We start from the raw sequence: 25,998 nt of genomic DNA, 5'->3' as shown, positions 1-25,998 counted from the left end.
ATTCAATCAACCTAAAGAATCTCGTCAGTCCTTGCGGAAGCCCTTGGGGTTCTTGGTCTGCCAGTTGAGGGAAGAAGCGGCCATCTCGTCGATGCCCAGCTCGGCCTTCCAGCCCAGCTCACGCTCGGCCTTGGAGGAATCCGCGTAGCAAGCCGCGATGTCGCCGGGGCGACGAGGCTTGATGGTGTACGGGATCTTGTGGCCGGCGGCCTTCTCGTAGGCCTTGATGACCTCGAGGACGGAGTAGCCGTGGCCGGTGCCGAGATTGTAGGTGTAGACGCCGGGCTTGCCGATCTTGTCGATCACCGCGACGTGACCCTTCGCCAAATCGACCACATGGATATAATCGCGCACGCCAGTGCCATCCGGGGTCGGGTAATCGTCGCCGTAGACCTGGACTTCCTTGAGCTCGCCCAACGCCACCTTGGCGATATACGGGGTGAGGTTGGCGGGAATGCCCTTCGGGTCCTCGCCGAGCAGGCCGGACTCGTGGGCTCCGACTGGGTTGAAGTAACGCAGCAGCACGATGGTCCAGGTATCGTCGGCAACGTAGACGTCGCGCAGGATCTGCTCCTGGAAAAGCTTCGAGGTGCCATACGGGTTCGTGGTGCCGCCGACGGGGCTGTCCTCGGTAAGCGGCAGGTGCTCGGCCTTGCCGTAGACGGTGGCGGACGAGGAGAAGATAATCTTCTTGACGTTGTGGTCGCGCATGGTCTTCAAAAGCACCATAGTACCGGTGAGGTTGTTATCGTAATACTCGATCGGTTTGGCGACGGATTCGCCCACGGCCTTGAGACCAGCGAAGTGAATAACCCAGTCGACGTCGTTCTCTTCGAAGATGCGGTTCATCAGTTCCTCGTCACGCACGTCACCGTCGTAACGCTTGACTTCCTTGCCGGTAATCGTCTTGACGCGGTCGAGCGCTTCCGGCACCGAATTGACGTAATTGTCGACGCTGATGACGTCGTACCCCTTGTTCAGCAGCTCCACATCGGTGTGCGTGCCGATATATCCGGCCCCTCCGGTAACCAACACAGTTGTCATTTTGTGCTCCTTCATTTTGCCACAATCTAACAAAACATAACATTAGCACACATATAGTACACACGTTTTGTAACAATATGCAACATCCGTACTTTTTGCGTGCTGCCTAGGCGGGCTGAAAACGCCGCCCCACAATCAACAAGGTTAACACCTCTCCGTTGCCGAAACGGCGGAGAATACTCGCGCAAACAAGACGCAGATTGCTCTGACATCACATCTAAAAATCAAGCCAAAAGAACCATGTCGAGTCAGGCAACCGTGCCTAATCCCAAGGCCACACCCCGATTACTTGCCATCCATCGCCATGAGCTCGTCAATCGTCACGAGCTCATAACCTTGGCCTTTGAGCCCGTCGATGATGCCGGGGAGCGCCGCGATATCCTGCGTCCGGTCGCCGCCGCCATCGTGCATGAGGATCACCGCGCCGTTGTATGCCATCGTAAGGGCGGCGCTACTTATCGCCGGCGCACCGGGCTTCTTCCAATCCTTCGTATCGATGGTCCATATCACGTTATAATCAATCAGATCGCTGGTTTGAAGCCACTGGTCAGGCCCGAAGTCACCGTATGGAGCCCTCAACATCTTGGTCTCAACCCCGGAAGCCGACTTGATACTGGCGAACCCTTGCGTGATATTTTGGCGAAGCTGGTCCGGATTGAGCTTGTACATATCGGGATGCGAGAAGCTGTGACTGGCCACCTGATGGCCCTCGGCCACCATGCGCTGCTCGAATTGCGGCCACGCCCCCGCGCCGTTGCCAACGTCGAAGAACGTCGCCTTGGCGCCTTTCTCTTTCAGGATGTCGAGAATCGGTCCGCTGTATTGACTGGGGCCGTCGTCGAACGTCAGCGCGACGACCTTGCGGCTTGCGGGCTTGGGCGAGAACGAATCGACGACGACGTTTTTCGGCTCCTTGACCACGCCTTTGTCCACCTTCTCGCCGGAAATCTTTCCGACCCACACTTCCTTGCTGCCTTGCTCACCTTTTTGCGTGAGCTTTTGGATGACGCCGTGGCCGTTGACACTGACACCGAACGGAATCATCGTGCGCTGGATATCGTGCTTTTCGGTGACGTCCTTGCCGTCTTTCACGGTTATCTTCGCGTTCTCGGGAATCCTGACCTCGTCAAGGGCGGAGGGCACATTGACCGATTGCGTTTGGGAATTATCATCTTTTGCCGCGTCTTTTACGGAACCGTCAGTCTTGATTTTCCTGCCATCAAGGGTATACGTTACCGGGCCTCCCCCGGCACCTTTAAGAATCTTGCCCGAAATGGAAAGTAGCATGCCCGGTTTCGCGCCGAAATTATCGTTATCCGCCGCCAGCTTGCCGAGAGTCGTGTCTACTCTCACCTGCTGCTCAGCACCGTTGACGGTTATCGTGATGCGACGGAAATGATTGTAGCCCCATACGCCCGCGCCGGTCAGCGCGAGTACGACGGCCAACACGAGGACGACAATTAACGAGACACACGCCCACTTGGGCATCTTGTGCGACTTGATATCGTCGATGGCTTGTTCTTCGATTGGTGGCTCGTCGCTGGATGATCCTTCAGTAGACGGTTCCTCGCTGGATGGCTTGTCGTTAGGCAATTCTTCAGTAGACGGCTCGTCTGTAGATGGTTCTTCGGAAAGTTGCGTGGAAGATTCAGCAGAACAGGATTCAGCTGAGGGGACTTCCGGAATCTTTTCTTCTAGATTATCAGAAGACTCAGGGGAAACTTTGGCAACAACGACAGGTAAGGTATTTTGCGAAGGCTCCATAGCGGGTTCTGCAGAGGGTTCAGCGGAAACAGCTTCGGCACCGTGCTGGATGCCAGCTTCACACGACACGGGCTTCTTACGCTTGCTCTTCCCTCTCATCGTTCACTCTTATCTGCCGGTACGATCTTCTCAATTATTCAACGACAAACACCACTTAAGCAGTACACTACATAAACAAGCAGAAAAGAGCAAAATCTACTAAATAATTATAAATATCCTATCCGCCACCCGCCTAGAGCCCGTCGACACAACCGGGAGAAGGGGCTCAGAAAAGCAGATTAAGGACAACAAACTCCACAACGAAGACGACCACACCGACAAGCAACAACTTCCACCAACGCGGTTTGCCGCTATCCGCTTGATCCGGCTTATGTGCGCCCCCATATCGCAGACTTTCGCCCACGCTCTCATCGATGGGAATATCTTCAAATGCCGAAAGCTCGTCCACGGAATCAACCGCGTTGCTAGAGTCACGATTTCCGCTTCTCTGATTGGCCTTCGCAATGTGGCGAGGAGAGGCTGAACGGGGCGGCAACACGGGCTCAAAAGCAGGCAAAGGCATATTCGCTTCGGATGCGGAAGCTACACGTCGTGTTCCAGCATTATTGCCGTCAGTCTTCGGTTTTTTGTCGATTTTCGAAGCCGTGTAAGATTCTACCGCAGAATCATTGGGTTCATTTGGATCGACGTTATGCTTGCCATCAGAGTCGGTTGGAATCAAAGGAGAGAATTTGACGGCAGAAGCTGACCGTTCAGGTGAATCCGAAGGATTCTCATTTGAAGGTTGAAGAGGAAGTGCAGGAGCTTGGTCAAAATCATTGCCCTGCGTTTCAGGCTTGGCAGGTCGAGTATCGATGCCTACGATGGGCTTTGTCGAAGCCGAAGCAGCTCGGTGAACATTATTTGCAGCATGAGAGGAAGAATTTGTCTCAGACGGGTACGATTCAGATGGCTCAGTTGCAGTCAGCTTCGCTTCAGACGACTTTGCCGTGCCCTGATTAAGACTTGGAAAGTCAGATGACTTGATATTCAAGCCATCTGAAGTTTTTTTGGAATCCGACGCATGCAAGACGGGAAACGCAAACCCTTGAGGGTTATTCGCGTTAGAAGCAACAGTCTCCGCTCCTGGCTTTCCAACAGAATTATGACGTTTACGCACAGCAGGAAAAGTGAATGCTGGCGTAGGCTGTTGTCCCGGCCTCTGACCACCATTCCTGGCAGCCTTCATCGAAGGAAAGACCAAAGACTGATCATCTGAGGAGTTCGAATCTCCCTCGTCATCCTTACCCGACTTTGTCATCCCGCCCAGCCTTTCCTATGGCTTCCGCCGCTAACACAAGAAAATCAACCTCACGTCAAATCAATGAGAACGAGGCTTCTCCGATTTCTTTTCTGTGTCGTCAAAATTCCATACGAAGCCGCGAATAGGCACTTCAACGCTTTTAAACCGCCCAGCAGAAGAAGTCAGCCCGCTTCTTGTGCAAATCTTGTTGCCGACCACCATGAGCACTCCATCGGCCTGCTTGCCTAAGACAACCGCAGCACTTGAAACAGACATCGGCGGAACATCAACGATAACGAAGTCATACTGCTGGCAGGCGGCCTTAAGCAGTTCTCGCATCATGCGGGAACTGGCAAGAATGTCCGGATCGCCCAGACGGCTACCCGCGGGCAATACATGGAAATTGGGTTTCCAATAAGGTTTGATGCAATCTATCAATGAAGCATTCTGCGACAATACATCCGAAAGCCCCGAATTCGCGTTCAGATCCAACCGCTCTGCGATTTGTGGCTGATCGTCGGCCTCGATAAGGAGCGCACTCTTTCCCTCGCTTACCGCAGACGCCGCTAAATTGACGGCAAAAGTCGTTCGCCCCTCCTCACGCTGAGACGAGGCGACGATAATCAACCGTCCAGAATCATCTTCGGAATCAGCATCAAAACACTCAATTGTATTCTGAACGTGCAAGAAAGCTTTTGCTTCAAGGCTTTCAGGGGAGGAAATAACGACAGGAGTCTTTTCGGCATATAACGGCGAACTAGGAAGCGAGGCCATTTTGCGGACTCCCAAGATGGTCTCGGCAGTATCTGAATCATTGACATGAACAGCCAAAATCTCCCTCAGCAAAGCCGCTATTAAGCCAGCGATAATACCTAGTATCAACCCCACAAACAAATACTTAAATACGGAAGTTTTTTTGTTGCTGCCAGAGAGCTCTGCCTGCTGTATTACAGAAAAGTCGAAATTAGAGGCTGAAGCTGACTTAGATGACCCATAAGCAGATGAAGTTACCTGCTTTTTAAAGCTTTTAGTAATAGAATCAGCAACATCTAATGAGGTATCGGCATTATCCGTCGTAACATTGATATTAAGCAAAAACGTATCAGGAGGATTCGTTACCTCGATGTCCTTAGCCAAACTAGACACACTCGCGTGCAGACCGAGGTCATCTATCACCGGTTTCAAAACGGCTTGAGACTTCATTAATCCCGGGAAAGTTTTAATTTGAGACGACAAGTAAGTTGTTCCCGATGATAGTTCATCGGGACTTGCGTTCTTTACCGAATACGAAGCAAGCACTTGAGAAGTTGCTGTATATTCCGCAGGCTTCAGCAAACCATACCCGGCCACGACACAAAAAACAACAAGACCGATCAATACGCCAAAAACCAAATGCTTACGCAGCATCTTCAAAACGTCTCTTAAAGTTAATTCTTTTGGATTGCTCTCATCCGCCATAACATCCTCCGCCGAAGCACTTCGCAAGTCGAACCTAACCAAATCAGGATAGCTTACTATGCGGATGTTCTTATAAAATAAATAAGTAATTGACTACAGATTAAGCATATTACCAACAAAAATACAAGTATAAATTACTCAACATATTTCAATCACTTTAACATAAACCACCAATGTCTCAATTCAAAAATGAAATCAAAGCATCACACGTACCAAGTAATATATCTCCACAAATATGTTGATTAAGGCACAACGATTTTACAAATTTTGCTGACCTTCAATGTATTCAGCAAGGTTTTGTTCCCAATCACCGGTCTCATAACCTGCATCTGCTAGCTTCACCAAGTCCAAAAAACTGTTCGTGGGTCTAGGGGAAATCAAGCCAGTTTCTTCCGCATAATATTCTTGCGTGGTAACCGGTACAACCTTGTCACTATTCCCATTAGTTTTTTCGAATACTCGCCTTGCAATTTCTGCCCAACTCATCACTGACCCTGAACCAGTAAGATTATACGTTCCGCACTTTGCACTCGAAGTGAGCAGATGGAAAATGCCGTTGACTATGTCATCAGTGAATGTCAAACGGCCATATTGGTCATTGACCACCTTAACCTGAGTTAGTTCATCATTCGGGTCAGCCACACGATTAGACAACTTCATCATAGTCCTAACGAAATTGTGTCCGTCGCCGACAATCCAACTTGATCGGATGATGTAGTGGCGTGGAACAACAGAGACAATCGCGTCGGCAGCTGCTTTGGTCTGACCGTAGACACCGAGCGGGGCAAATCCCTCGTCTTCCGTATGCTCTTGAACCTCACCGTCGAAAACGTAATCACTGGAAACATGAATCAAAGTAAGGTTATACATTTGCGCAGTTTTAGCCAACAGTGCTACTCCGTGCACATTCGTACCCCATGCCGTTCTACGGCCTTCTTCGGTTTCTGCTTTGTCGACCGCAGTGTAACCACCGGCATTGATGATGGTGCCGTAAAGATTCCAATCATAGTTCTTATAAGAAGAGGGATTAGAGAAATCGAACGTATCACGGTCAGTGAACTCGAAGCCTTGCAGGCCATGCCCTTTGACATACGCCTGAATCGACCGGCCAAGTTGTCCGTTCGCGCCAGTCACCAACGTGCGACGCGGAGCCATGGGCTTGGCGTCCTTGAGCATCGGGTGATGCAGGTCGGCCTCGCTGCGCTCGCTCTCCTCCAGCGGGATGGGCCAATCGATATGCAAATCCGGGTCAGCGAGGTTGACGAAGGTGTAGGTCTTCTTCTGCTCCAGCGACCAGTGCGCGTTCACCAGATACGTATAGACCGTGCCGTCCTGCAACGCCTGGAAGCTGTCGCCCACGCCACGCGGCACATAGATCGCACGGGACGGGTCGAGACGGGTCGTATAGACCTGCCCGAAGCTCTCGCCGGGACGCAGGTCGACCCACGCTCCAAAGATCTCGCCGGCGGCGATCGAGATATACTTGTCCCACGGCTCGGCGTGGATTCCACGCGTGACGCCCTTCTTATCGTTATAGCTGATGTTGTTCTGCACCGGCCCGAAGTCCGGCAGTCCCAGAGCCGTCATCTTGGCACGCTGCCAGTTCTCCTTGAACCAGCCGCGGTTGTCGCCGTGCACCGGCAGATCGAGCACCAACAGCCCCGGAATGTTCGTCTTGGTGACTCTCAGTTCCTTTTCGAATTCGAATGCCATATTGCTGTACCTTACTGATGCTTCCAAAACCGTATTAGACAAAAATCACAAATCATCATGCCATAAAAACCAGTACACTTAGAAAATCACCTGTTTCACCCCTTGCACTTGGCCTCGGCACCATAGGAAACTCGGAAATCGTATCGCCCAGTCAAACATATCAATCAGCCGCCATATTACTCTGAGAATGCTATTTATGTAACATATCAAGAACATTGCCATACGTTGCAGACTCTTTAGAGTGTACTCCTTTGTCGACCCTATAGCCTCTAGAAACGGTAATATCAGCGGGTACAGGACCTTGCTCTCCTATACCTCATAACATCTTGTTTAGAGTAGTGGTTAAATCCATAGCATATAATAAGAGCCAATGATTTTAATTGATTTGGAAATATCCAATAATTCGCTGGACTCAGATCTATCATTGCTTACATAACCTCAGGAAATCTCATTACTAATGAGACGAGTAAAGGAATCAGTTACACGTCATATAGATAATCCGATAAAGGACTGCGGATGTTTCTGAGATTAAAAAATCCATACAAATTTACGAAAACTTCTCAACTTAGACATGTGTTCCTCGAAATTTGATAAATAATAATAACCCGAAAAACCAAATCAGATCTTCCAACGATTCTTTATATATCGACCAGGGTTCTTATAATTCAGAACCTTTGCATAATTGCCAGCAGCTGTGGCTTTAGCAGGTATGTCTTTGGTAACGACACTACCTGCACCGATAGTGGCTTCATCACCAATGGAGACGTTTTCCACCACACAAACATCTGGTCCTATATAAACTGCGTTACCAATACGAGCAGCACATCCCTCATTGGAACCTATTGTCGTAAATTGTGATAAATTGACATTGTCACCGATTTGCGCATCCGGACTCACTACAACCGGGCCAGCATGCCCAATATATAGGCCATGTCCTATTTCGGTATTGCATGGAATCTGTATACGATGTCGTGTCAAATTTAAAATCCATAGCACAAGCCCCACAATCCTAGTGATTTTCCCTCCCCTGGAGCGCAACCTGAAAGCTACTTGGAAACGAAAGGAGGCATTACGTAAATATGCATGTAAAAAAGGAAGAACACTCACTCGGCCTTCATACCTGAGTAAGTCACTAGCAATATACGACCAGTTCAATCGTTCACGCCCTCTATAAAAATACCGTTATATGAGTAAAATCATATCATATAGCGACGGGCCCAAATAAAGAATGGAATGTACAGTGGCAGGAGAACGCGGGAAAGGCGCAGCGGTTGGCTATATCAATATCATAGCAACTACAATCATAAATCTGTTATATACACCCCTTCTGATTCGAATGCTTGGCCAGGATGATTATGGCGTCTTCCAGATGACCAATTCAGTAGTACAGGCCCTACTTATTCTGACCATGGGTTTTGATTTTGCCTATGTGAAGTTTTATTCCGCGCGAGAAGCCAAACACGCAGAAAAAGAAATCTGGAAACTCAACGGGATGTACCTCATTATCTTTATCGCAATAGCTGCACTTGCAGTACTATGCGGCTGCGTATTGTTTACAAACGTCGATTTCTTATTTTCAAAAGGACTTGACGAATCCGAACGAAAACTGGCTAAAAAACTCATTGCCATCATGGTTTACAGCGTTGCCATCTCATTTCCCGGAACTGTATTCGACTCATATATCATGGTTCATGAACGATTTGTTTTCCAACAGTCACGACAGCTGGCAACGAGCATTGCAGTACCAGTTTTGGCCGTTTTTTCGCTGTACCTTGGTTTTGGAGCGGTGGGAGTAGCAAGCGCAAAAGCCATCATGTCGACAATTTTATTATTACTGAATATGAATTACGCGGTGCGAAAACTTCGCATGAGATTCAGTTTTTCATCGTTCGATTCAACTCTATTCAAAAGTCTCGCCTCATTCAGTTTTTGGATTTTCCTTAACCAGATCTTTGATATAGTAAATAGCTATGCACCGAATTTTTTGCTCGGCGCCTTATCTAGTGCGCGTACGGTAGCGGTCTTCGCAGTAGCATTACAAATAAGGTCACTGTTTATGCCGCTCTCAACCGTGCTAATGAATGTGTTTGTACCGAAAATCAACAGGATTGTTGCGACAAGTAACGACGACATCGAACTCACCCAGCTCATGACGCATGTCGGCAGATACCAGATGATTGTATTCTGTTTTCTATATTGTGGTTTTATCGTCGTAGGAAAGTATTTCATTACGATTTGGGCGGGATCAGGCTTTGATGATGCCTATTTAATGATTCTCATTATGACGCTACCGCAGATATTCGATCTAACACAAAACACGGGTATGGCAATACAAAGGGCACGCAACAAACAAAAGGCCCGTAGCCTGGCATATGTGGTGACTGCCTTTTTGAATATTCTCATATCAGTAGTATTTATACCGAAATACGGCTATTGGGCCACCACTATCGGTTATGTGGTTAGCGTCGTTTTGAGCACTGGTGTCTTCATGAATTGGTATTTCCAATTTCGCCTAGGCCTAAGTATGAAATACTTCTGGGCAAAAATGGTTCCTACCTTGGTCACTAGCGCAGCCGTGACGGTTATCTGCTTGCTATTGACCACAATAATACCCGTCATCAGTCTAAAGCGATTTCTGTTCATGGGTTGTCTTTATGTATTCCTGTATTCCATTGCCTCTTGGCTTTTCGTCTTGTCAAAGGACGAGCGGCAATTTATACAAAAGAAGTTCGTCAAACATCAACGCTGACAGACGATTGGGAATATAAATCTTCATCTTCTATCGTCCCTCAGGACAGGATAAGAGAGCAGAACGCACTCTCCTAACTACTTTGCAATTCCAGCAAAGTTCAAACCAACGACCTTTATTGCCGATCGACAGTCAAAGCGAAAACAGTACACGTCACAAGGACATCAACTATAGTCATCACCGAATAGCCCACGTTCAAATCTTTAAGAACGGGACGGACAAAAGCATAAAAGTCACATCTTACATCAGATTAATTCGCACCACGTCATTCGTGTCTATAAGTACAACATCCCGAACATAATAAGCAAATACACCACGCAGAGCAGCAACAGTACTTTATCGTGCAACAACACTTCGACCGGATCACCATCTGAATCGCCTTCAACCGTGAGACTGTATTTCAACACAATAAGAAGGACCAAAGGCACGGTGAATATTAAATATTTGCCATGATACAAAGAAGCAGTTTTACCGTCAATGCTCCATAAGGAGTAAAAGGCAATCGCCAAAGTGAGACACATATTCATACTTTTATCCAAAAAATTCAGAGTGTAATACTTTAGTACCGATCTTGTTTCGCCAGCTTCGGTATTCTTACCTTTTTGCAACTCATTTCTACGCTTGCCAAATGCGAAATAAAATGCCAAAGTTATTATAGCCAGATACAGCCAATTCGAAATGGTAATGTCACTAACCATCCCTCCATAGACCACTCTGATGATGAAACCAGAAACCAGAATTGCGACATCCAGCAAAGGAACATTTTTTAAACCAAAACTATAAGCCAGGTTCAATACCAAATAAAGCAATAGAACAAGGGTGGAATCAACATGTAGCACACATGCATTCGCAGCCATTGAAAGCACGAACAACAGGATTGCGAGTATCCATGCATTGCGCACAGTTACCGCTCCACTAGCAATTGGCCGATAACGTTTGGTTGGATGCTGGCGATCTTTATCTCGATCCCGGATGTCGTTGATGATATATACCACAGAGGAGATCAAACAGAACGAGACGAACGCAATAGAGTCTGCGATGATCTTATCAGTATCGAAAAATTCTCCGCTACACATCAACGCAGCGAAGACCAATAGATTCTTTACATAATGCTGTACTCGCATTAACTTAATGTATTTCATCTCTGAATCCCTACAGCCACTTTCTCTCTACAGACCTTCAAACATGTCCATCCATCATACAGTAACCGGGGCACGCAACCCCTCATAGATTCCCAGATATAACATGTCCACTCTCATTCTCATTAAAACCTTGATATACAATATAAAGATATTGCAGATCCAACCAAGAAGCACAAAGGCAGCTACAATGCCACACACAAATACAACCGAAATGAAAAAGACAACTAACAAATTGTCCAATGCAGTAATCGGCTTGTTACACGATAAAACAGCTCAAATTGTTTTTACAGTTACCTTTTTGAGCGGATTGTGTGCTCACCTTTATCGTTGGACAAACCCCATGTTCTCACATGATTCATCACAAGTCGTTTCAGATGATCAGTATTACATGATTGCTTATGGTCGCTTTTTGCAAATTCCTCTCTCCAAAATGCGCGGTTATATTAATTCGCCACTTCTTCTTGGAATACTCGGCACTCTGTATCTCACATTCGCGATTATCTGCATCTGTAAGATACTGCGCATTAAATCGCTTCTCCTTACCGGTTGCATCAGTGGGATCCTATCAACTTGCTCAGTAATGACGCTAGTCAATGCAACATACATGAATTATTATGATCTCATGATGCTCGCATTACTTTGTAGCTGTCTAGCCGCAAAATACATATGCGACAACTCTGAATTTACGGACCTACTAAGTGCATCCGTATTCATCGTTTTGTCAATGGGCCTGTACCAGGCATATCTCCCAGTAACCGTCGCTTTAGTCGTTGGGAGGCTCCTTGCTGATACTTTAAAGAAAATCAACTATCGATTAGTGATAAAACGAGGAATTTTCGCAATCTTAACCATATTTATCTCAGCTACCATTTTTTATGCTATCGCAGAAGTAATAATTAAAGTAGTTATAGGGAAACAGCTCAAAGCATATAATTCAATGTCCAATGCCTCGCTATCTTTCAAGAGTGTAAAAACTGCTTATATTGCACCATTCGCCTACCTGCTTGATCCTGAAACGCACGCAAGTATGCTGATCGGAGTCATCAACATCACTCTCGGTTTGCTCTGTGTTGCAGCTATACTATTAACAGTACATCGCAATGCATTGTCAATTGTAAATATATTTCTATCCTGTTTCCTTATTCTCATATTGCCGCTTGCTATGAATTGTATAGGCGCGATAAGTGGCTTTGAACATGGTCTGATGATTTTCTCGTTCTTCCTTTTCTACCCAATCAGCTTCATGTTGCTAGAGCTGATTCCAAAGACAGGAATACGACAATCATCTGTTCTCTCCCCTGGCACGGGGACGATATCGATAATCCAGCCCCTATTAACGACTATCTTGTCAATTGTCTTGATTTTTTGTAACATTGTATATTCTAATCAAGTGTACGTCGCCAAAGGCTTGCAAGAACAAGGCACACTTTCAATCATGACACGAGTCGTCTCAGACATGGAATCGACCAAAGGCTATCAAGCCGGCAAAACACCCGTTGTCATCATAGGTTCCTTAGATGAAAACCATGCATTCCCGAATCTACATAAACAATTTGTCAAACAACCTCGTTCACAACGATATGCAGGCCTTTATGGGACTGGACTCGAAAGCAATTGGTCTGTGACATATCCACTGACTTATCAACGTTATTTCACATACGTTATGGGCTATCCAGTCAAACTCGTTCAAGATAAGAAAATGCTAAAAACGGCTCGATTCAGAGAAGCCGCCGACCATCTTGATTCATTCCCATCACCAAAATGTACCAAAATGGTTGACAGCTATCTCATAGTGAAATTATCTGATAATAAAGGTGCTCATTCTTCCCAATAGAAAGATGATTGATTTCTTAACTCCTAAGCCTCATGCCACGGAGCAGGTTTACCTATAGACCACCACATGAAGCGCTGAACAAACAAATTTTCAACATACAAGAGCAGGATGGCAAACAGCACCATAATTATTGCGAGCCTAAATTGCCACACAACAAACCACGTTGCGGCGTCGACTCGCAATACTTGAAAGAACAAGAGTTTCACTATATTCAGCGTTAAAGCATTTAGCGCGTAAAAGACAAGACTATTCCGAACTATATACGCAATATATTTATTATGCTCAATCGAAACAGCCAAAATAATAATTCCGAATGTTCCAGTTAAGATCAAGATAATTCTCAGTATCAACAACATGCCGTTGGTTGCTAGCTCGTCTTGAATAACCACAGCCAAGCCACCGGTCAGACACAGTAACATCACAGGTGCCACAAAGAGAATTTATCTGTCATATCCCAACTTAGACCTCTTAAGCCAATACGGCAGGATAAAAAGTAATCGCAAAAGAAAGCAGCTCCGCAAATCCATGAACGTTGTATGCAAACATTACCAGAATACTGAGCGCCGTAACAACCGGAACTACGAAACGAATATTGAGTATGTCACCGATTTTAACAACTAATTTGAAAAGCAAAATGGCGTATGCCCATCCAAAGTAGAGAGCATACAGAATGAGCCCATTCTCAGCCGTGCCCCATCCAACTACAAACAACAACAGAAACGAGAAAATTACCCACAGTGATGACACCTGGCAAACCAACTCTTTATGATTGCAGATTGCACTTAATATCACCAATATTAGAATGATGAGTCCCACTATTGCCAGACTTTGGACAGGCATCAGATGCCAAGCGAAAGCACCAGACCCATGAGGCACGACTCCTGCAGACGGAGCAATGAAAATAGTTTGTACGAAAGCTACAAATTGCAGGATTTTATCCCCCCAAGTAGCATGAACTCCAGTAAATTGACCAAGATTGTGAACAGTCGTATTAAGATGCACAAAAACATCCACACGATCAAAGAGCAAAAATATCCCGAAGAATTCGCAGCAAATGATGAAAGCACGTATGATCCACGTCTTTGCACTTATTTTTTCTTCAGGATTTTTGACTGCGAATGGTATCAGGACAAAACTCGTGAGTAGACTTCCTGCAGCTCCAAAGAACTCAAGTAAACCAAGTTTTTTGTTACTACAAATTATAAAAATGCAGATGACAATCCAAAAATAAGCTACTATATATTGTTCCATCATCACCGTAAAGAGAAGCTGTGAGTATGTTGAACATAACAGGACAACAAACATCACACGATAAGCAGACTTTACCCTCAATGCCTTTGCAAGAAGAAAATTAGCGAAGACAAGCATAGCGATTTGTACAATATTTTCAAGAATCGCTTTGACGATTAGCTTATTCCCGAATAAAACACTCACCAGATATGGTATTCCACAAAATGGCGAGGCGAAAAGCGCAAAAAAAGGCTGACGCAAATCATTTTCTTGATGGGTCAATGTCAAGTAAGCATCATTGCTCACAAGAATTCCTGAATCGCTGGTATATATCACGTCAGATGGTTTTGCACCGCCCGCAGCATAGAATGCTCGCGATTGACAGAACGCAACAACACAATAAACTGCCAATATAGAAAAAACTACACCATAGAATATCAACTCGCACTTAGTCACATCTTGCAGAAGATTCAATTCACGGAAACGCTTCCACAAATATCCCCAAAACATAACCATTGCAACATAAACAAATATCAGTGCGATCAATCCCAGAACAACGATCGGAAGGATGAGAGTTCCCACTCCAAGATGCACGGAACGCGTTACTACTTCTGAATATTTATTTAACTTAGAATATAAGCTATTACAACCGAACCAACAGCAGCCTAGAGCCGAAAAAAAGGAAAGCAGCTTTATGGCGATTTGTTGCTGATTTACAATTTTTCTGATGGAAGGAATATAAGCCGCCACTACAAACGCCACAATGAACGCAAGCAAAAGACCTAGAACATAAACCTTCGACTTCATAAGGTTCAATATCAAATATGCAACTAAAGATACAGGAAGGATCCAATTGGCCTTTAAGCGTTGACGAGAAAACCCTTTCAAGCACTTTGTTATATTGGTTTTCATCTCCTCTTGCAATCCTTTCACTTTAGAAATAACTTCATACATTATAAAGTAACGCGTGATCGTGAAACAACAGTCGTTCTTCGGACATGTTGAGACATACCAACACAAAATACTGAAGCCACAATCGATGAGGATACCTGTCCGAAAAAATTGGAGGAATACATTTGTTGTGATGGTCATTTATCATATAGATGCTGACACAATATATTGAAGACCAGGAACCGATATGTATACTCATGATTCACTTCATGCTTCAGTTGGAGTTGCCATCCCAACGTTGAATGCAGAGCAATCAATTGGAGCTCTCATCGAAAGTCTCAAGCGTCAAACCGTGAAACCCGATGAGATACTCGTCATAGATTCCGCTTCAAACGACCAAACAGTCAGTGAAGCTCGCTCACATGGCGCTTCTGTAACTGTTATTAACCGTGCTGCATTCAATCATGGGCTAACTCGACATCAGGCTGTACTGAAATTACCGTATGATTATGTTCTCTTTCTCACTCAGGACGCAATGCCTGCAAATGACCAGTACATTGAAAAACTTATCAAACCTCTAATCCAGAATGAGCATATTGCAATATCATCGGGCAGACAAATTCCCAAACCCGACGCACGCCGTTTCGAACAACTCGTGAGAGAATTCAACTACCCGCCAGCTTCCTTTGTCCGAGATAGGTCTGATCTGTCACGTCTAGGTATCAAAACCTATTTTGCTTCCGATGTTTGTAGCGCCTATCCTCGAAAAATTTACATGAAGCTAGGCGGCTTTGATGAGTGCAATACAAATGAGGACATGTTGATGGCCGCCAAATGCATTAATGCAGGTTATAGCATTGCTTACGCTGCAGATGCGAAAGTTATTCACTCGCATAATTTATCTATCCGTGCACAGTTTAAAAGAAACAAAGAAATCGGACACTTTCTTAAAAGCCATCAGCAGATGTTTAACAAAACTTCCGAATTGCATGAAGGAAAACGAATGTTTTCTTTCATCGCCAGCACGCTTATTCGTGAAAGAAGACCACTTGAATTCATACGATTCGTTTGTGACTGTGGCGCGCGTTTCCTAGGTAATCGGTTTGGACGGATACAATCAAGAAATAGACAGGTTATTGACTGACTTCAAAATAACATGGTACGAAGAAGCTTGAAAATGAAGATTCTAATTATCAATGATACCGCTACTGTAATTGGAGGAGCGGCATCAGTAGCAATTATGACTGCCCGCATTCTCGCTGATGCTGGTAACGAAGTCGTATTTTTTGCAGCTGGGAACGATGCTGATCAATCTCTTGTTAGAAATACCAACATTCACCTAGTCCTCACCGGTCAGCCATTGTCTTTGGACAACTCGAACCGAGCTAAAGGAGCCATCAACGGGTTGTACAATCATAAGGCCAAGAAAATGCTGATTAAGTGTCTTCAAAACAATAAAGGCATTCAACTAGCTCATGTTCATTCTTGGACAAAAGCTCTTTCCTCATCGATTTTTTCAGCTTTACATATAATGAAGGTACCAACCGTACTTACTGCTCATGACTACTTTTTAAATTGTCCAAATGGAGGCCTTTTCAATTACCAAACTAACCAGATTTGTTTACTCAAACCAATGTCAATTGCTTGTCTGACAAGCAATTGCGATAAACGAAATTTCATTCAAAAAATATATCGAGTTATCCGTCAGACTATTCAGAACATTCTTATCACAAGAAAGCAACCTTGCATCATCCATGTCTCCGACTTCGCCAGGAAAAGAATCACAAAAGACAGCCCTAAGCTAAACGGTCCTGTAATCAATAATCCAGTGGATTACCAACGCATGGTGAAAGTCCATTGTCCGTCAAACCATGTCTATGCCTATATCGGCAGAGTAGATCAAGAAAAGGGAGTTGACCTTTTTTGCCAAGCAGTTTCAGAGCTGAATTTACCAGCAAGAGTGATTGGCACCGGTGATCAAATGGAGCAACTTTCAGAACAATACCCGACAATCGAATTTGTCGGTTGGATACCCAAGCAACAGCTATCATCATATCTCAAAGATGTACGGTGCTGCGTATTCCCATCACGATGGTACGAAGCCGCAGCGCTCACTCCCAAGGAAATCATGGTTGGCTGGGGGATACCGATGATTGGCTCAGATCAATCGTCAATAATTGAAGACATACGCGACAACATTAATGGGCTTCTTTTCAAAACCGGTGATATCGAATCTCTTATTAACCAGCTGCGTAGGGCAGAAGATAACACCCTAATCGATACCTTGCAAGAACAGATTATTATCGAGCGCCATCACAATCGTTACCAAACCCAAAAGACTTATTTGGATGAACTACTTAATACATATAAAAATCTTGGTGCCAAGTAAAGATTTACAGAATAGGGAGGTGCCAATTATTCAACTCATCTATAGTCATCAAATGATATTGATACACGCCATATATGTTGCCTTCGCCAATGACAAATAGCACGAAGAATACAATAAACATCGCGTAATAGAAAAATTTGATTTCCTTTTTACGCGTTTGGGAAGAAATTTTATCCAACGCTGAAGGAACAAGCGGGATTATTACCGCTAATATGTAATATTCCATTCTAAAAATGGTTCCAAATATAAACATGAATCCGCAGAGTATAATTCCCTCGCAAGCAGCATACAATATGACTCTATTGAGCAACAGACTTGATGAATCAGCGGACTCAACCATCGGTAATTCAATAGCTGAACCCCTATTTTCAATAGCAGAATCCTGATTCACGCGAGCTTTCTGTTGTCGTCGATAATAATCTTCGAACAGAAGGTAAAGTAAGAAAAGCATTACAATGAACACAAACGGCAATTTAGTGACGCCTTCTGCATATTCCGAGTGCGCATACAATGGATAACCCACTTTTATAAATATGTCGTTAATATCAAACAACTTAAAACCACATGCGATAAGCGTCAATACAACAGTCGCTGGCAGCAAAAGCGTGCTTCCGATTCTCCATCGTGAAAGAATGAATACGGGAAGCATAATAAGTGCGGTTTTGTGGAATAAGCAAGCACATAAAACGATAAGAATAGCAAATCCCCAATGTTTTTTGTAGGAAACTGCGGCAGCAAGCATGATCACTGATACAGCTAAAGACTGACGTACTGCTGAAAGATTGAAGAAGTACAAAGTGGTTAGAAAATACAGGCAATATACGATATTAGGTTTGTCTGAAATAACCATAATTGCATAAAAGGCGATAAATATAGTCAATAGAGAAGACACTACAATAAATGTTCTTCCTGGGTTGCTTGTTAACGAGGATAATATGACCAGAGCCTTGTCTGCAGGTTCGAATCCGGCTCCAAAACCCGCAAAATGCCCATCGCGACTCGTGAATACTTCAGCAGAAATTATATAGGCAATTGTGTCTTTCCCGACTTTTTCAGAGCGTAGAGCAAGAAGCAACGACGCCGGAATTGCACAAAAAAGAAAAGTAACAACCTTCCTGATCCTGGGCCGAAGGAAGGAAAAACAATATCCTGAAACCAAGAACCACAAGACCAACGCACCGTAAATCATGAACAATCCTTCTCACAAAACTTGATTCATCCAACATATCAACACACAGGAAAATCAGAAATTAAATTCAAAACGTCAACCTTGAGCACCAGTAGATTCATCCTAGATCTTTTCCCATTCCGTGAGATAAAAATTCTGTAATTTAGCTGCCTCTGTGACAATATCCATTCCTGCAGCCTTAGCGTCCGAAACATGATCCACACGATTATGCTTCGGAAACATCATAATCTGCTCAGCCCAATACATTGGTGAAGAATTGATTGGAATAAAAGAAACTTCTTGCGTTATGTCGGCTTCAAGGGGCACCTGATCAGAGGTAAAACAGGGCAGCCCTGCAACCTCAGCTTCTATGAGTGCCATTCCAAGCCCCTCAAACAGTGACGGAAAGACAAATGCGTCCATAGCTTGCATATAGTCCCAATCATCAGGAACAGAACCGGTAAACCTCACCTTCGACTGTATTCCGAGCTGAACGCTCTTTTCTTGCAAATCCTCACGCAACTCTCCATCTCCAACTATCAAGAGAAGACTGTCAGGGCACATCTTGACGATTTCCGCAAAAATCTTGAGCAGAAACCCCTGATTCTTGACCTTCGTCAATCTACCAACCGTACCAACGACAAACTCAGACTGCCGAATACCAAGTCGCTTGCGTTCGGTTCTTCGCCGAGACTCGGAAAAAGCATAATCATTCAGATCAATGCTGTTTTTGATGATGGCGACTTTCCCATCATCTTCAGCTTTATCGCCAAAAAGCCATCTACCAGCAACTTCGCTGCATGCAAAATAATGAGTCGCATATTTAGGCAATTTGCGCCGAAAATAGTTTAGCAACAATGAATATTTACCTGTTGTTCGTGAAGTATGAGCATGGGCAATCCGCACTGGAATTCCCATCTGTTTGGCAACACGCAATGGCAAATAACTGAGCTCATCGATATTTGAGTGGATAATTTTATAATTTTTATGTTCACGGAAAAATTTCCGAAGTCCAAAAATATAATGAAAAAAGTCGTGCATTGGAGGAGTCTTGTAGATAATTCCACCTAGTTCCTTAATCTCAGATTCATAAGCACCACATTCACCGTTATCAGGCACCAGAAAATCAAATTGAACTTTATCTCGATCAAAGTGTCGGTAATAATTCATAGTCACGGTTTCTGCACCACCACGGACAAGTGGCCCAGATACAACCAAAATCCGGATGGGGCTGTCGTCTACCATATACTATCTTTCTCTTCTAAATCTGAAAAACTATATACAACAATAACAAATCAAATATATTATTAGAACAACAAATCTGTAAAATATAACTATTCTTAGTTATACAAGTATTTAACTACACAAAATTGTTTAAAAGAGAGCAGAATTTCTCATAAATATCCTTTCAAACCCTGTTCATGACATACGACAAAGATTAAAATTATTAAGCAAAAGTGATAACTAGTAGTTCATATACGTAATCCCGGAATCTTCCCAACCCATTGGCGTTTGGTCAAGCCGAAGATCACTAGCTGTCTTAGAAGAGGTTGTTACGTCAAATGAGAAAGTAACCGACGCTCCGGGAGCTACTGTAGCAACGCTAGCGAACAGTGATTTCCCATCCAATGACATTTCTTTGGGAGCATCCGCTTTACCACTTACTTTGAGATTGGAAATAGAACCACCAGCAGGTGCATAAATAAGCGTTTTTTCTACACCTAAGCCAGTCATGTTTGCACTCATGCCACTGATATATTGTGAAACTGAGTAAAGTTCTTGCTCTGAAATGGTGTTGGTCATCATGTAATCAACATGATAAGTCTGAGCACCGGATGGGTTTGTACTTGTCTTGGTAATCTTTGAAGTGCGATGAATATACCAATCCATCTTGGAAGCGTTCTGTTCTGTAACGTAAACACCGACCTTCGGATTTTCTTCGCTATTTGGAGCCTGTGCGGTGTACCCACTGTTCATGTAGTTTTGTTCAAGATTCTGATCGAACGAATAAACCGAGAAATGACGGCCTTCGGACATTGTGCCTAATATCTGAGTAAGTACCGCCATTTTGTTTAGATTCAAGCCAGAAAACATACTGCTTAGAGCCTGGGAAGCCACTTCTCCGAAAACCACATCCTGAGCCGCAGGTGAGTAATTTTTGTAGACCGTATTAAGCAGAAATTCTGCGGTATTGTCACCCGTAAGCACCTGACCGTTAGAAAGAGTCACATTCCCATTCACTTTAACAAGTTCCTGTAAAAATACAGGATCCATCATCACTATGCCATCTATAGGTTGTTGACGACCCCATGGAGTCTTTCCCCAAATAGATTGCATAGCTTGAGCCGTTCTTGCAGTATCGGGGAAAACCGCCAAATCACGAATATCAAAGGACATATTCAATGGGCCCCAATCGGTGAAAAGAGCCCTTTCATCACTGTTGGTATCTGCAGCACCATAAGGATAATAATCTGCATTGGGTTTGAAATCTCCTACAGCAATTTGTCCGTTATTGGTTGTCATCAACCCGACGGAACCAATAAGGCCACCTGCCGAACGTGTTTCTGAAGTTGTCATTGACATTATTGCATAGTGGTGGGTTTGGTTGGCCCCAAGAAAATCCGGAAGAATTTGAAATGTGTTAGAAAGCTCATTAACCTTTTTTGCCAGAGCATCCAGCTTCTTATCAGAAGAATCATAAGCATTACGTACCATGCTAAATCTTGCCTTTTGCGAAGGTAATTTATGGAACGCTGTCACCTGTGTCTGCATTTCATCATTAGCAACTTTTATCTGCTTTTGAGCCTGAAGAGCCGGCTGGAGATTGATTTGGCCATTGCCATCGCTGAATTTTGCGGACTTAAGCTGATCGAGGACATTAATAAATTTCGGAACAGGATCATGGACGATGCCATTTACTGTGGAAGTCATACCCTGCACTGTTTTGATATCGTTACCAATATAAGGAGCTTTAGCAGCAAGGTTCCACAACTTACCATGGGCAATATCGTCGGCCTGCTGAGTCTCACTTTGTACCTGTGAAAGCTTCTGAGAAATCTGATTAAGCGAATTGAGATTATCCGTGCCTGAAAACCCACTAAGCATAGTCACAGCGTTCTGCTCGTGCTCTTTAACTTCCTGAGCCTGTCTATACATGGTCTTGACAGCATATGCTCCAACCCCGGCCAAGGCAACCAACAGCACGAATATAACCAACAAGACCCACGGCCAAACATGATGACGATGAACAGACTTAGTAGACCCTGAATGCCTGCCTTTTGATTCGCGCATGAAATTTCCCTTCACCGAGATAACAATGAACTATTATGCACTACTACCTTGGATTTCTGCGCCTTGGTGTGAATTCTGCACATATTCGGTATAAGTCGGAATGAATGATGGAAATATAGGCTGTCTCAGCAATAGAATATTTGCAATAATAGTGTGAGCACACGCCGAAAAAACCAATAGTATGGTTTTATTTGCCTATCAGACTATATAGTATGGAACAGGATCGTTCCATAAGAGAGAGGGAGTTACATATCGTGGCACAGAAAGTCGAGTCGGGTCATATTGCACAGACCCCAAGTGCCACGCGATTTGAAGGCAAAACCCTGAAAACCAAGAAAGACCCACATTCTTTTACTTCCGAACAGCACAAGAAACGAACCGCCTCATCCAGACCCCATTTCGGAGACGAATCCATCGGCAACAGCTTTTTCGACGGATCATACTTCCTTTCGGACAGCAAAGGCGTGTTCCATTCCAAGGCAACGAATTCCAAACACCAGCTGTTGAATTATTCAGTTCCAAAATGGAGCATCATCTTCAACGCTACCCTGATTGTGCTCGACGTGATAATGACACTTCTTGCAACACTGTTCATACTGGCAATTGACCCGAATGCATATGCTAATTTACAAGGCACCGACGCCGGTCCTGTCCGACTCAATAAATTCCTCATACTCATTTGTGTCGCCTGGATTGTCAGCCTCGCCTCACAGCACATCTACCACCGGCATACCATGGGTGAAGGTTACGAGCTATACAGCGAAATACTGAACGCAACCTTGGTTGATTTCGTCATCATCTGCATGTTCAGCTATATCTTCAAGCTCGATATTCCGCGTTCACTGACCATTCTCATACCGATTTGCTCGTGTGCGCTGGAGTTGCTTGAACGTTGGATCATGCGTCGTTCTTTGCACAGGCATCGCCGCAAAGATGCCTATATGTATGACACTGTTATTGTCGGATCCCCTGAGGAAATACATAAAGTCATCGCGCAACTCAAGGAAAACCCTGGCATGGGCTACAGGCCCGTCGCGGTCTGCCCCGTGGTCTCTGTCTCCGACAGTTCTGAAAATCAAAACTCCCCGAACGCCCAGCAGCTCGTTTCGGTGCCATTCAGCGCCACCTGCCCGGAAGAACAGAAACTGCGGATATTGTCGATGGATTCTCACTTACCACAAAAGGCGAGGGAACTCGGCTCGCAGGCAATCCTGATTGCTGACGTAATGTCCAGGTATTCCGAGACGATGCGCACCTTCTCGTTGGCGGTAGAATCCATGGGCATCGAGCTTGCTTTCATGGCCAACGTCGCCGATATCGCATCCTCGCAGCTCCATCTGCGCAGCAACCCCTCAATGCCAATGCTCACGGCCAGGCTGCCGCAGTATTCCACATTGACCAGAATACTTAAACGCGCCTTCGACCTTGTTGGGTCCAGCATCGCTATCATCATTTCTTCGCCGCTGATGGCCTTTGTTGCCTTCCGTGTCAAGAGCGAAGACGGCGGCCCCGCACTGTATTCCCAACAGCGTATCGGACTTTACGGCAAGCCGTTCACACTCTATAAATTCCGTTCGATGCGCGTGAATGCAGACAAATACGACGAAAAGGTGGCTGAAGAGACCGGAAACGTACACGGCATTTTGTTCAAGGCCGAAGACGATCCACGCATCACCAAGTTCGGCCACTTCATCCGTAAGACATCGCTGGACGAATTCCCCCAGTTTTTCAACGTATTCAAAGGCGATATGAGCCTCGTCGGGCCCCGCCCACAGCAACAGTACGAGGTGGACCAATACGGTTCGCTTTATTCCGCACGCCTCTTGGTCAAGCCAGGCATCACCGGTCCCTGGCAGATTTCCGGACGCAACACTTTAAGTCAGGAAGAAAGCGAACAGCTCGACATTTCGTACGTTGAGAACTGGTCCTTCACCGGCGACATCGCCATTCTGCTCAAAACTGTTATGGCCGTTTTCCGCGGCACCGGCGTGTGACACTTGCAAGCTTCTACGTATTAGATTACGCACGTGCCGCCTATTCTCAACTCGAGGCATTTCCCTATGCCCGATGTGCGACACAACCCGTGTCAGCCATCCTGCTGGTGGTGTAATCTGAACCGAGTTAATTGAGACGGCAGTGAATATTTTTTTCTGCTCCGCTGACGTCATAATCGAATGCTTTTGGATATAGTGGAATACGTATGCAGGTAGTAATAATGAAAATTTCAGCACAGCAAAGAAGGAATGACTGATCGTGTCTGAAGACAAGCAAACACCGGCGAAATCTCCCTCGAAACCATCCTTGTCGAAAGCCCTCACCAAAGAAGAATCTTACGTCGACGGACATCTGAGCCATGCGGCTTTCGTCTCCATCGCCATTCTCACCTTTATCACCTTCATCGGTAACTTCACCCAGCTGCAACTGAGCGCCGCACTGCCGACCATCGTCTCTGAGTTCCACATCAACGTAACCACCGGCCAGTGGCTGACCTCCGTCATCCAGCTCGTCCAGGGCGTCATGGTGCCTCTGACCGCCTACCTGACGCGTCGTTTCTCCACACGCCAGATTGTCATCACCTCGATGGTAATCTTCACGCTCGGCTCGGTGCTCGCCTGGTTCGGCCCGACCTTCATCCTCGTGCTCGCAGGCCGCACGCTCGAAGCCATCGGCTCCGGCGTGATGTGGCCGGTGTTGCAGATCATCGTCTTCTCGGTCTACCCGATGTCGAAACGCGGCGTGGCCATGGGAACCGTGGGCGTGGCCATGAGCGTCGCCCCCGCCATCGGCCCGACCTTCGGCGGCTGGCAGACCGATGCCAACGGCTGGCGCTCCATCTTCGTAAGCTTGACCATCGTCGGCGCGATCGCGCTGGTGCTCGCCATCTTCTTCCTGCATAACTTCGGCGAGCGAGACAACGAAGCCAAGGCCGACTTCTTCTCGGTCTGCCTTTCGGTCATCGGTTTCGGCGGCCTTCTTTTCGGTTTCACCAATATCGAGGCCTATGCGTTCACGGCTCCCGTGGTCTGGCTGCCCATGGCCGTCGGCCTCGTCGGTATCGTCTGGTTCGTCGTCCGCCAGCTCAAGGGTGCCAAGCGCTACAAGGCCCAACTCAAGGAACTTCTTGACGGACTCGAGGAAAACGAACACCTGCAGGAAGAAGCCGACCGGCCGCAGAACGTGGCCGAGTTGCGCGCCGCCATCAAGAGGCTCAAGGCTGATCCGGATTCGGCCGCCAAGCTCAAAGAGCATTTCAAAACGCCCAAGGTCCGCGAGCAGATCGAGAAAATCCGTCAGCTTCAACCGCCGCTGCTTGATTTGACCGTGCTCAAGAACAAGAACTTCCGCGTCGGCACCATCACTGCCGCGATGAGCTTCTTCGCTTTCAGCTCCATCACCGTCATCATTCCGCTCTTCATCCAAAACGATCGCGGCTATTCCGCCACGATTTCCGGCTTGGTGATGCTTCCCGGCGCGCTCGGCCAGTGCATCTCGCAGTTCGGTGGCGGCAGGCTGCTCGACAAATTCGGCGCCCGCCCGGTGGCATTACTCGGTTCCTTCACGCTGATGACCGGTACCATCATGATGAGTTTCATCGGCATGGGCGTGCCGATCTGGTGGGTCTCGATCTGCCAGTTCATTCGCCAGATCGGTATGGGATTCGTCCTCATGCCCATCACCACATGGTCGCTCAACTGCCTCACCCCCGGAAGCGTTTCCGCAGGTTCCGCCGTCACGAACACGGTCCGGCAGATATCCGGAGCCATCGGTGCACCTGTGCTGGTCATCCTGATGGAAGAATTCACGAAGGTCTTCAGGCCGTTCATGGGTTCCGGCCATAATGCGGCCATCCTCGCGAATGTCTGGGGCATCAGGATGTCGCTGATCATCAGCTCGGTGATCGCTCTTGGCATGGTCACGCTCGTACTCTTCGGCGTGCGCGGACAAGGCGCCGGGTCGGCCCGCGACCTCGCCAACCGCACCCTACGTCACGTCCGCGTCCCCCGCATTCACTTGCACAAGCAAGCCTGATAGGTCATAGGCCA

General features: G+C 46.0%; 18 protein-coding genes. 6 read left to right on the top strand and 12 right to left on the bottom strand.

Annotated elements, in window-relative coordinates:
- Positions 1-24: 24 nt before the first annotated feature.
- From galE to OZX70_RS01705, 6 genes are all read right to left on the bottom strand, one after another.
- Positions 25-1,044 carry a UDP-glucose 4-epimerase GalE gene (gene galE, locus OZX70_RS01730; protein ID WP_277181556.1) on the bottom strand — a complete coding sequence of 340 codons (1,020 nt, stop codon included), beginning with the start codon at positions 1,042-1,044 and terminating at the stop codon, positions 25-27.
- A 285-nt stretch (positions 1,045-1,329) separates the two neighbouring features.
- Positions 1,330-2,907, bottom strand: a complete 1,578-nt coding sequence (locus tag OZX70_RS01725; protein ID WP_277181554.1) for a polysaccharide deacetylase family protein — start codon at positions 2,905-2,907, stop codon at positions 1,330-1,332.
- A gap of 166 nt (positions 2,908-3,073) precedes the next feature.
- Positions 3,074-4,108: a hypothetical protein gene (locus tag OZX70_RS01720; protein ID WP_277181552.1), complete on the bottom strand. Its 1,035-nt coding sequence runs from the start codon at positions 4,106-4,108 to the stop codon at positions 3,074-3,076.
- Between the two features lie 60 nt (positions 4,109-4,168).
- Positions 4,169-5,548 (bottom strand): polysaccharide biosynthesis tyrosine autokinase, encoded by a 1,380-nt coding sequence (locus OZX70_RS01715; RefSeq protein WP_277181550.1) that lies wholly within the window; start codon positions 5,546-5,548, stop codon positions 4,169-4,171.
- 258 nt (positions 5,549-5,806) lie between these two features.
- Positions 5,807-7,261: a bifunctional dTDP-4-dehydrorhamnose 3,5-epimerase family protein/NAD(P)-dependent oxidoreductase gene (locus tag OZX70_RS01710; protein WP_277181548.1), complete on the bottom strand. Its 1,455-nt coding sequence runs from the start codon at positions 7,259-7,261 to the stop codon at positions 5,807-5,809.
- Positions 7,262-7,879: 618 nt separating this feature from the next.
- Positions 7,880-8,368, bottom strand: coding sequence for a hypothetical protein (locus OZX70_RS01705; protein ID WP_277181546.1), 489 nt, complete (start codon positions 8,366-8,368; stop codon positions 7,880-7,882).
- 133 nt (positions 8,369-8,501) lie between these two features.
- On the opposite strand from OZX70_RS01705, the gene OZX70_RS01700 reads away from it, so the two are divergent.
- Positions 8,502-10,010, top strand: a complete 1,509-nt coding sequence (locus tag OZX70_RS01700; protein ID WP_277181544.1) for an oligosaccharide flippase family protein — start codon at positions 8,502-8,504, stop codon at positions 10,008-10,010.
- Positions 10,011-10,285: 275 nt separating this feature from the next.
- On the opposite strand, the gene OZX70_RS01695 is transcribed toward OZX70_RS01700, so the two are convergent.
- Positions 10,286-11,152: a decaprenyl-phosphate phosphoribosyltransferase gene (locus tag OZX70_RS01695; RefSeq protein ID WP_277181542.1), complete on the bottom strand. Its 867-nt coding sequence runs from the start codon at positions 11,150-11,152 to the stop codon at positions 10,286-10,288.
- A gap of 187 nt (positions 11,153-11,339) precedes the next feature.
- Between OZX70_RS01695 and OZX70_RS01690 the strand changes: the two genes are divergently transcribed.
- Complete coding sequence (locus tag OZX70_RS01690) at positions 11,340-12,986, top strand: glucosyltransferase domain-containing protein (RefSeq protein ID WP_277181540.1); 1,647 nt, start codon at positions 11,340-11,342, stop codon at positions 12,984-12,986.
- A 23-nt stretch (positions 12,987-13,009) separates the two neighbouring features.
- On the opposite strand, the gene OZX70_RS01685 is transcribed toward OZX70_RS01690, so the two are convergent.
- Together OZX70_RS01685 and OZX70_RS01680 are read right to left on the bottom strand one after the other, a co-directional pair.
- A complete protein-coding gene (locus tag OZX70_RS01685) occupies positions 13,010-13,417 on the bottom strand; it encodes a hypothetical protein (protein ID WP_277181538.1) in 408 nt (135 codons plus the stop codon).
- A gap of 37 nt (positions 13,418-13,454) precedes the next feature.
- A complete protein-coding gene (locus OZX70_RS01680) occupies positions 13,455-15,128 on the bottom strand; it encodes a hypothetical protein (RefSeq protein WP_277181536.1) in 1,674 nt (557 codons plus the stop codon).
- Positions 15,129-15,354: 226 nt separating this feature from the next.
- On the opposite strand from OZX70_RS01680, the gene OZX70_RS01675 reads away from it, so the two are divergent.
- Both OZX70_RS01675 and OZX70_RS01670 read left to right on the top strand, forming a co-directional pair.
- A complete protein-coding gene (locus tag OZX70_RS01675) occupies positions 15,355-16,251 on the top strand; it encodes a glycosyltransferase family 2 protein (protein WP_277181533.1) in 897 nt (298 codons plus the stop codon).
- Positions 16,252-16,284: 33 nt separating this feature from the next.
- A complete protein-coding gene (locus OZX70_RS01670) occupies positions 16,285-17,496 on the top strand; it encodes a glycosyltransferase (protein WP_277181531.1) in 1,212 nt (403 codons plus the stop codon).
- 4 nt (positions 17,497-17,500) lie between these two features.
- Here OZX70_RS01670 and OZX70_RS01665 read toward each other — a convergent pair whose 3' ends face one another.
- From OZX70_RS01665 to OZX70_RS01655, 3 genes are all read right to left on the bottom strand, one after another.
- A complete protein-coding gene (locus OZX70_RS01665) occupies positions 17,501-18,685 on the bottom strand; it encodes an EpsG family protein (protein ID WP_277181529.1) in 1,185 nt (394 codons plus the stop codon).
- 102 nt (positions 18,686-18,787) lie between these two features.
- A complete protein-coding gene (locus OZX70_RS01660; RefSeq protein WP_277181527.1) occupies positions 18,788-19,909 on the bottom strand; it encodes a glycosyltransferase family 1 protein in 1,122 nt (373 codons plus the stop codon).
- Positions 19,910-20,128: 219 nt separating this feature from the next.
- Positions 20,129-21,955 (bottom strand): DUF4012 domain-containing protein, encoded by a 1,827-nt coding sequence (locus OZX70_RS01655; protein ID WP_277181525.1) that lies wholly within the window; start codon positions 21,953-21,955, stop codon positions 20,129-20,131.
- A 254-nt stretch (positions 21,956-22,209) separates the two neighbouring features.
- Between OZX70_RS01655 and OZX70_RS01650 the strand changes: the two genes are divergently transcribed.
- Positions 22,210-23,949, top strand: a complete 1,740-nt coding sequence (locus tag OZX70_RS01650) for a sugar transferase (protein WP_277181523.1) — start codon at positions 22,210-22,212, stop codon at positions 23,947-23,949.
- A gap of 259 nt (positions 23,950-24,208) precedes the next feature.
- Positions 24,209-25,984: an MFS transporter gene (locus tag OZX70_RS01645; protein WP_277181521.1), complete on the top strand. Its 1,776-nt coding sequence runs from the start codon at positions 24,209-24,211 to the stop codon at positions 25,982-25,984.
- Positions 25,985-25,998 lie beyond the last annotated feature (14 nt).

The organism is Bifidobacterium sp. ESL0732 (assembly GCF_029395535.1).
Taxonomy (GTDB): Bacteria; Actinomycetota; Actinomycetes; order Actinomycetales; family Bifidobacteriaceae; genus Bifidobacterium.
The sequence above is the reverse complement of the archived record's forward strand: the minus strand, read 5'-3'. Positions and strand labels throughout refer to the sequence as shown.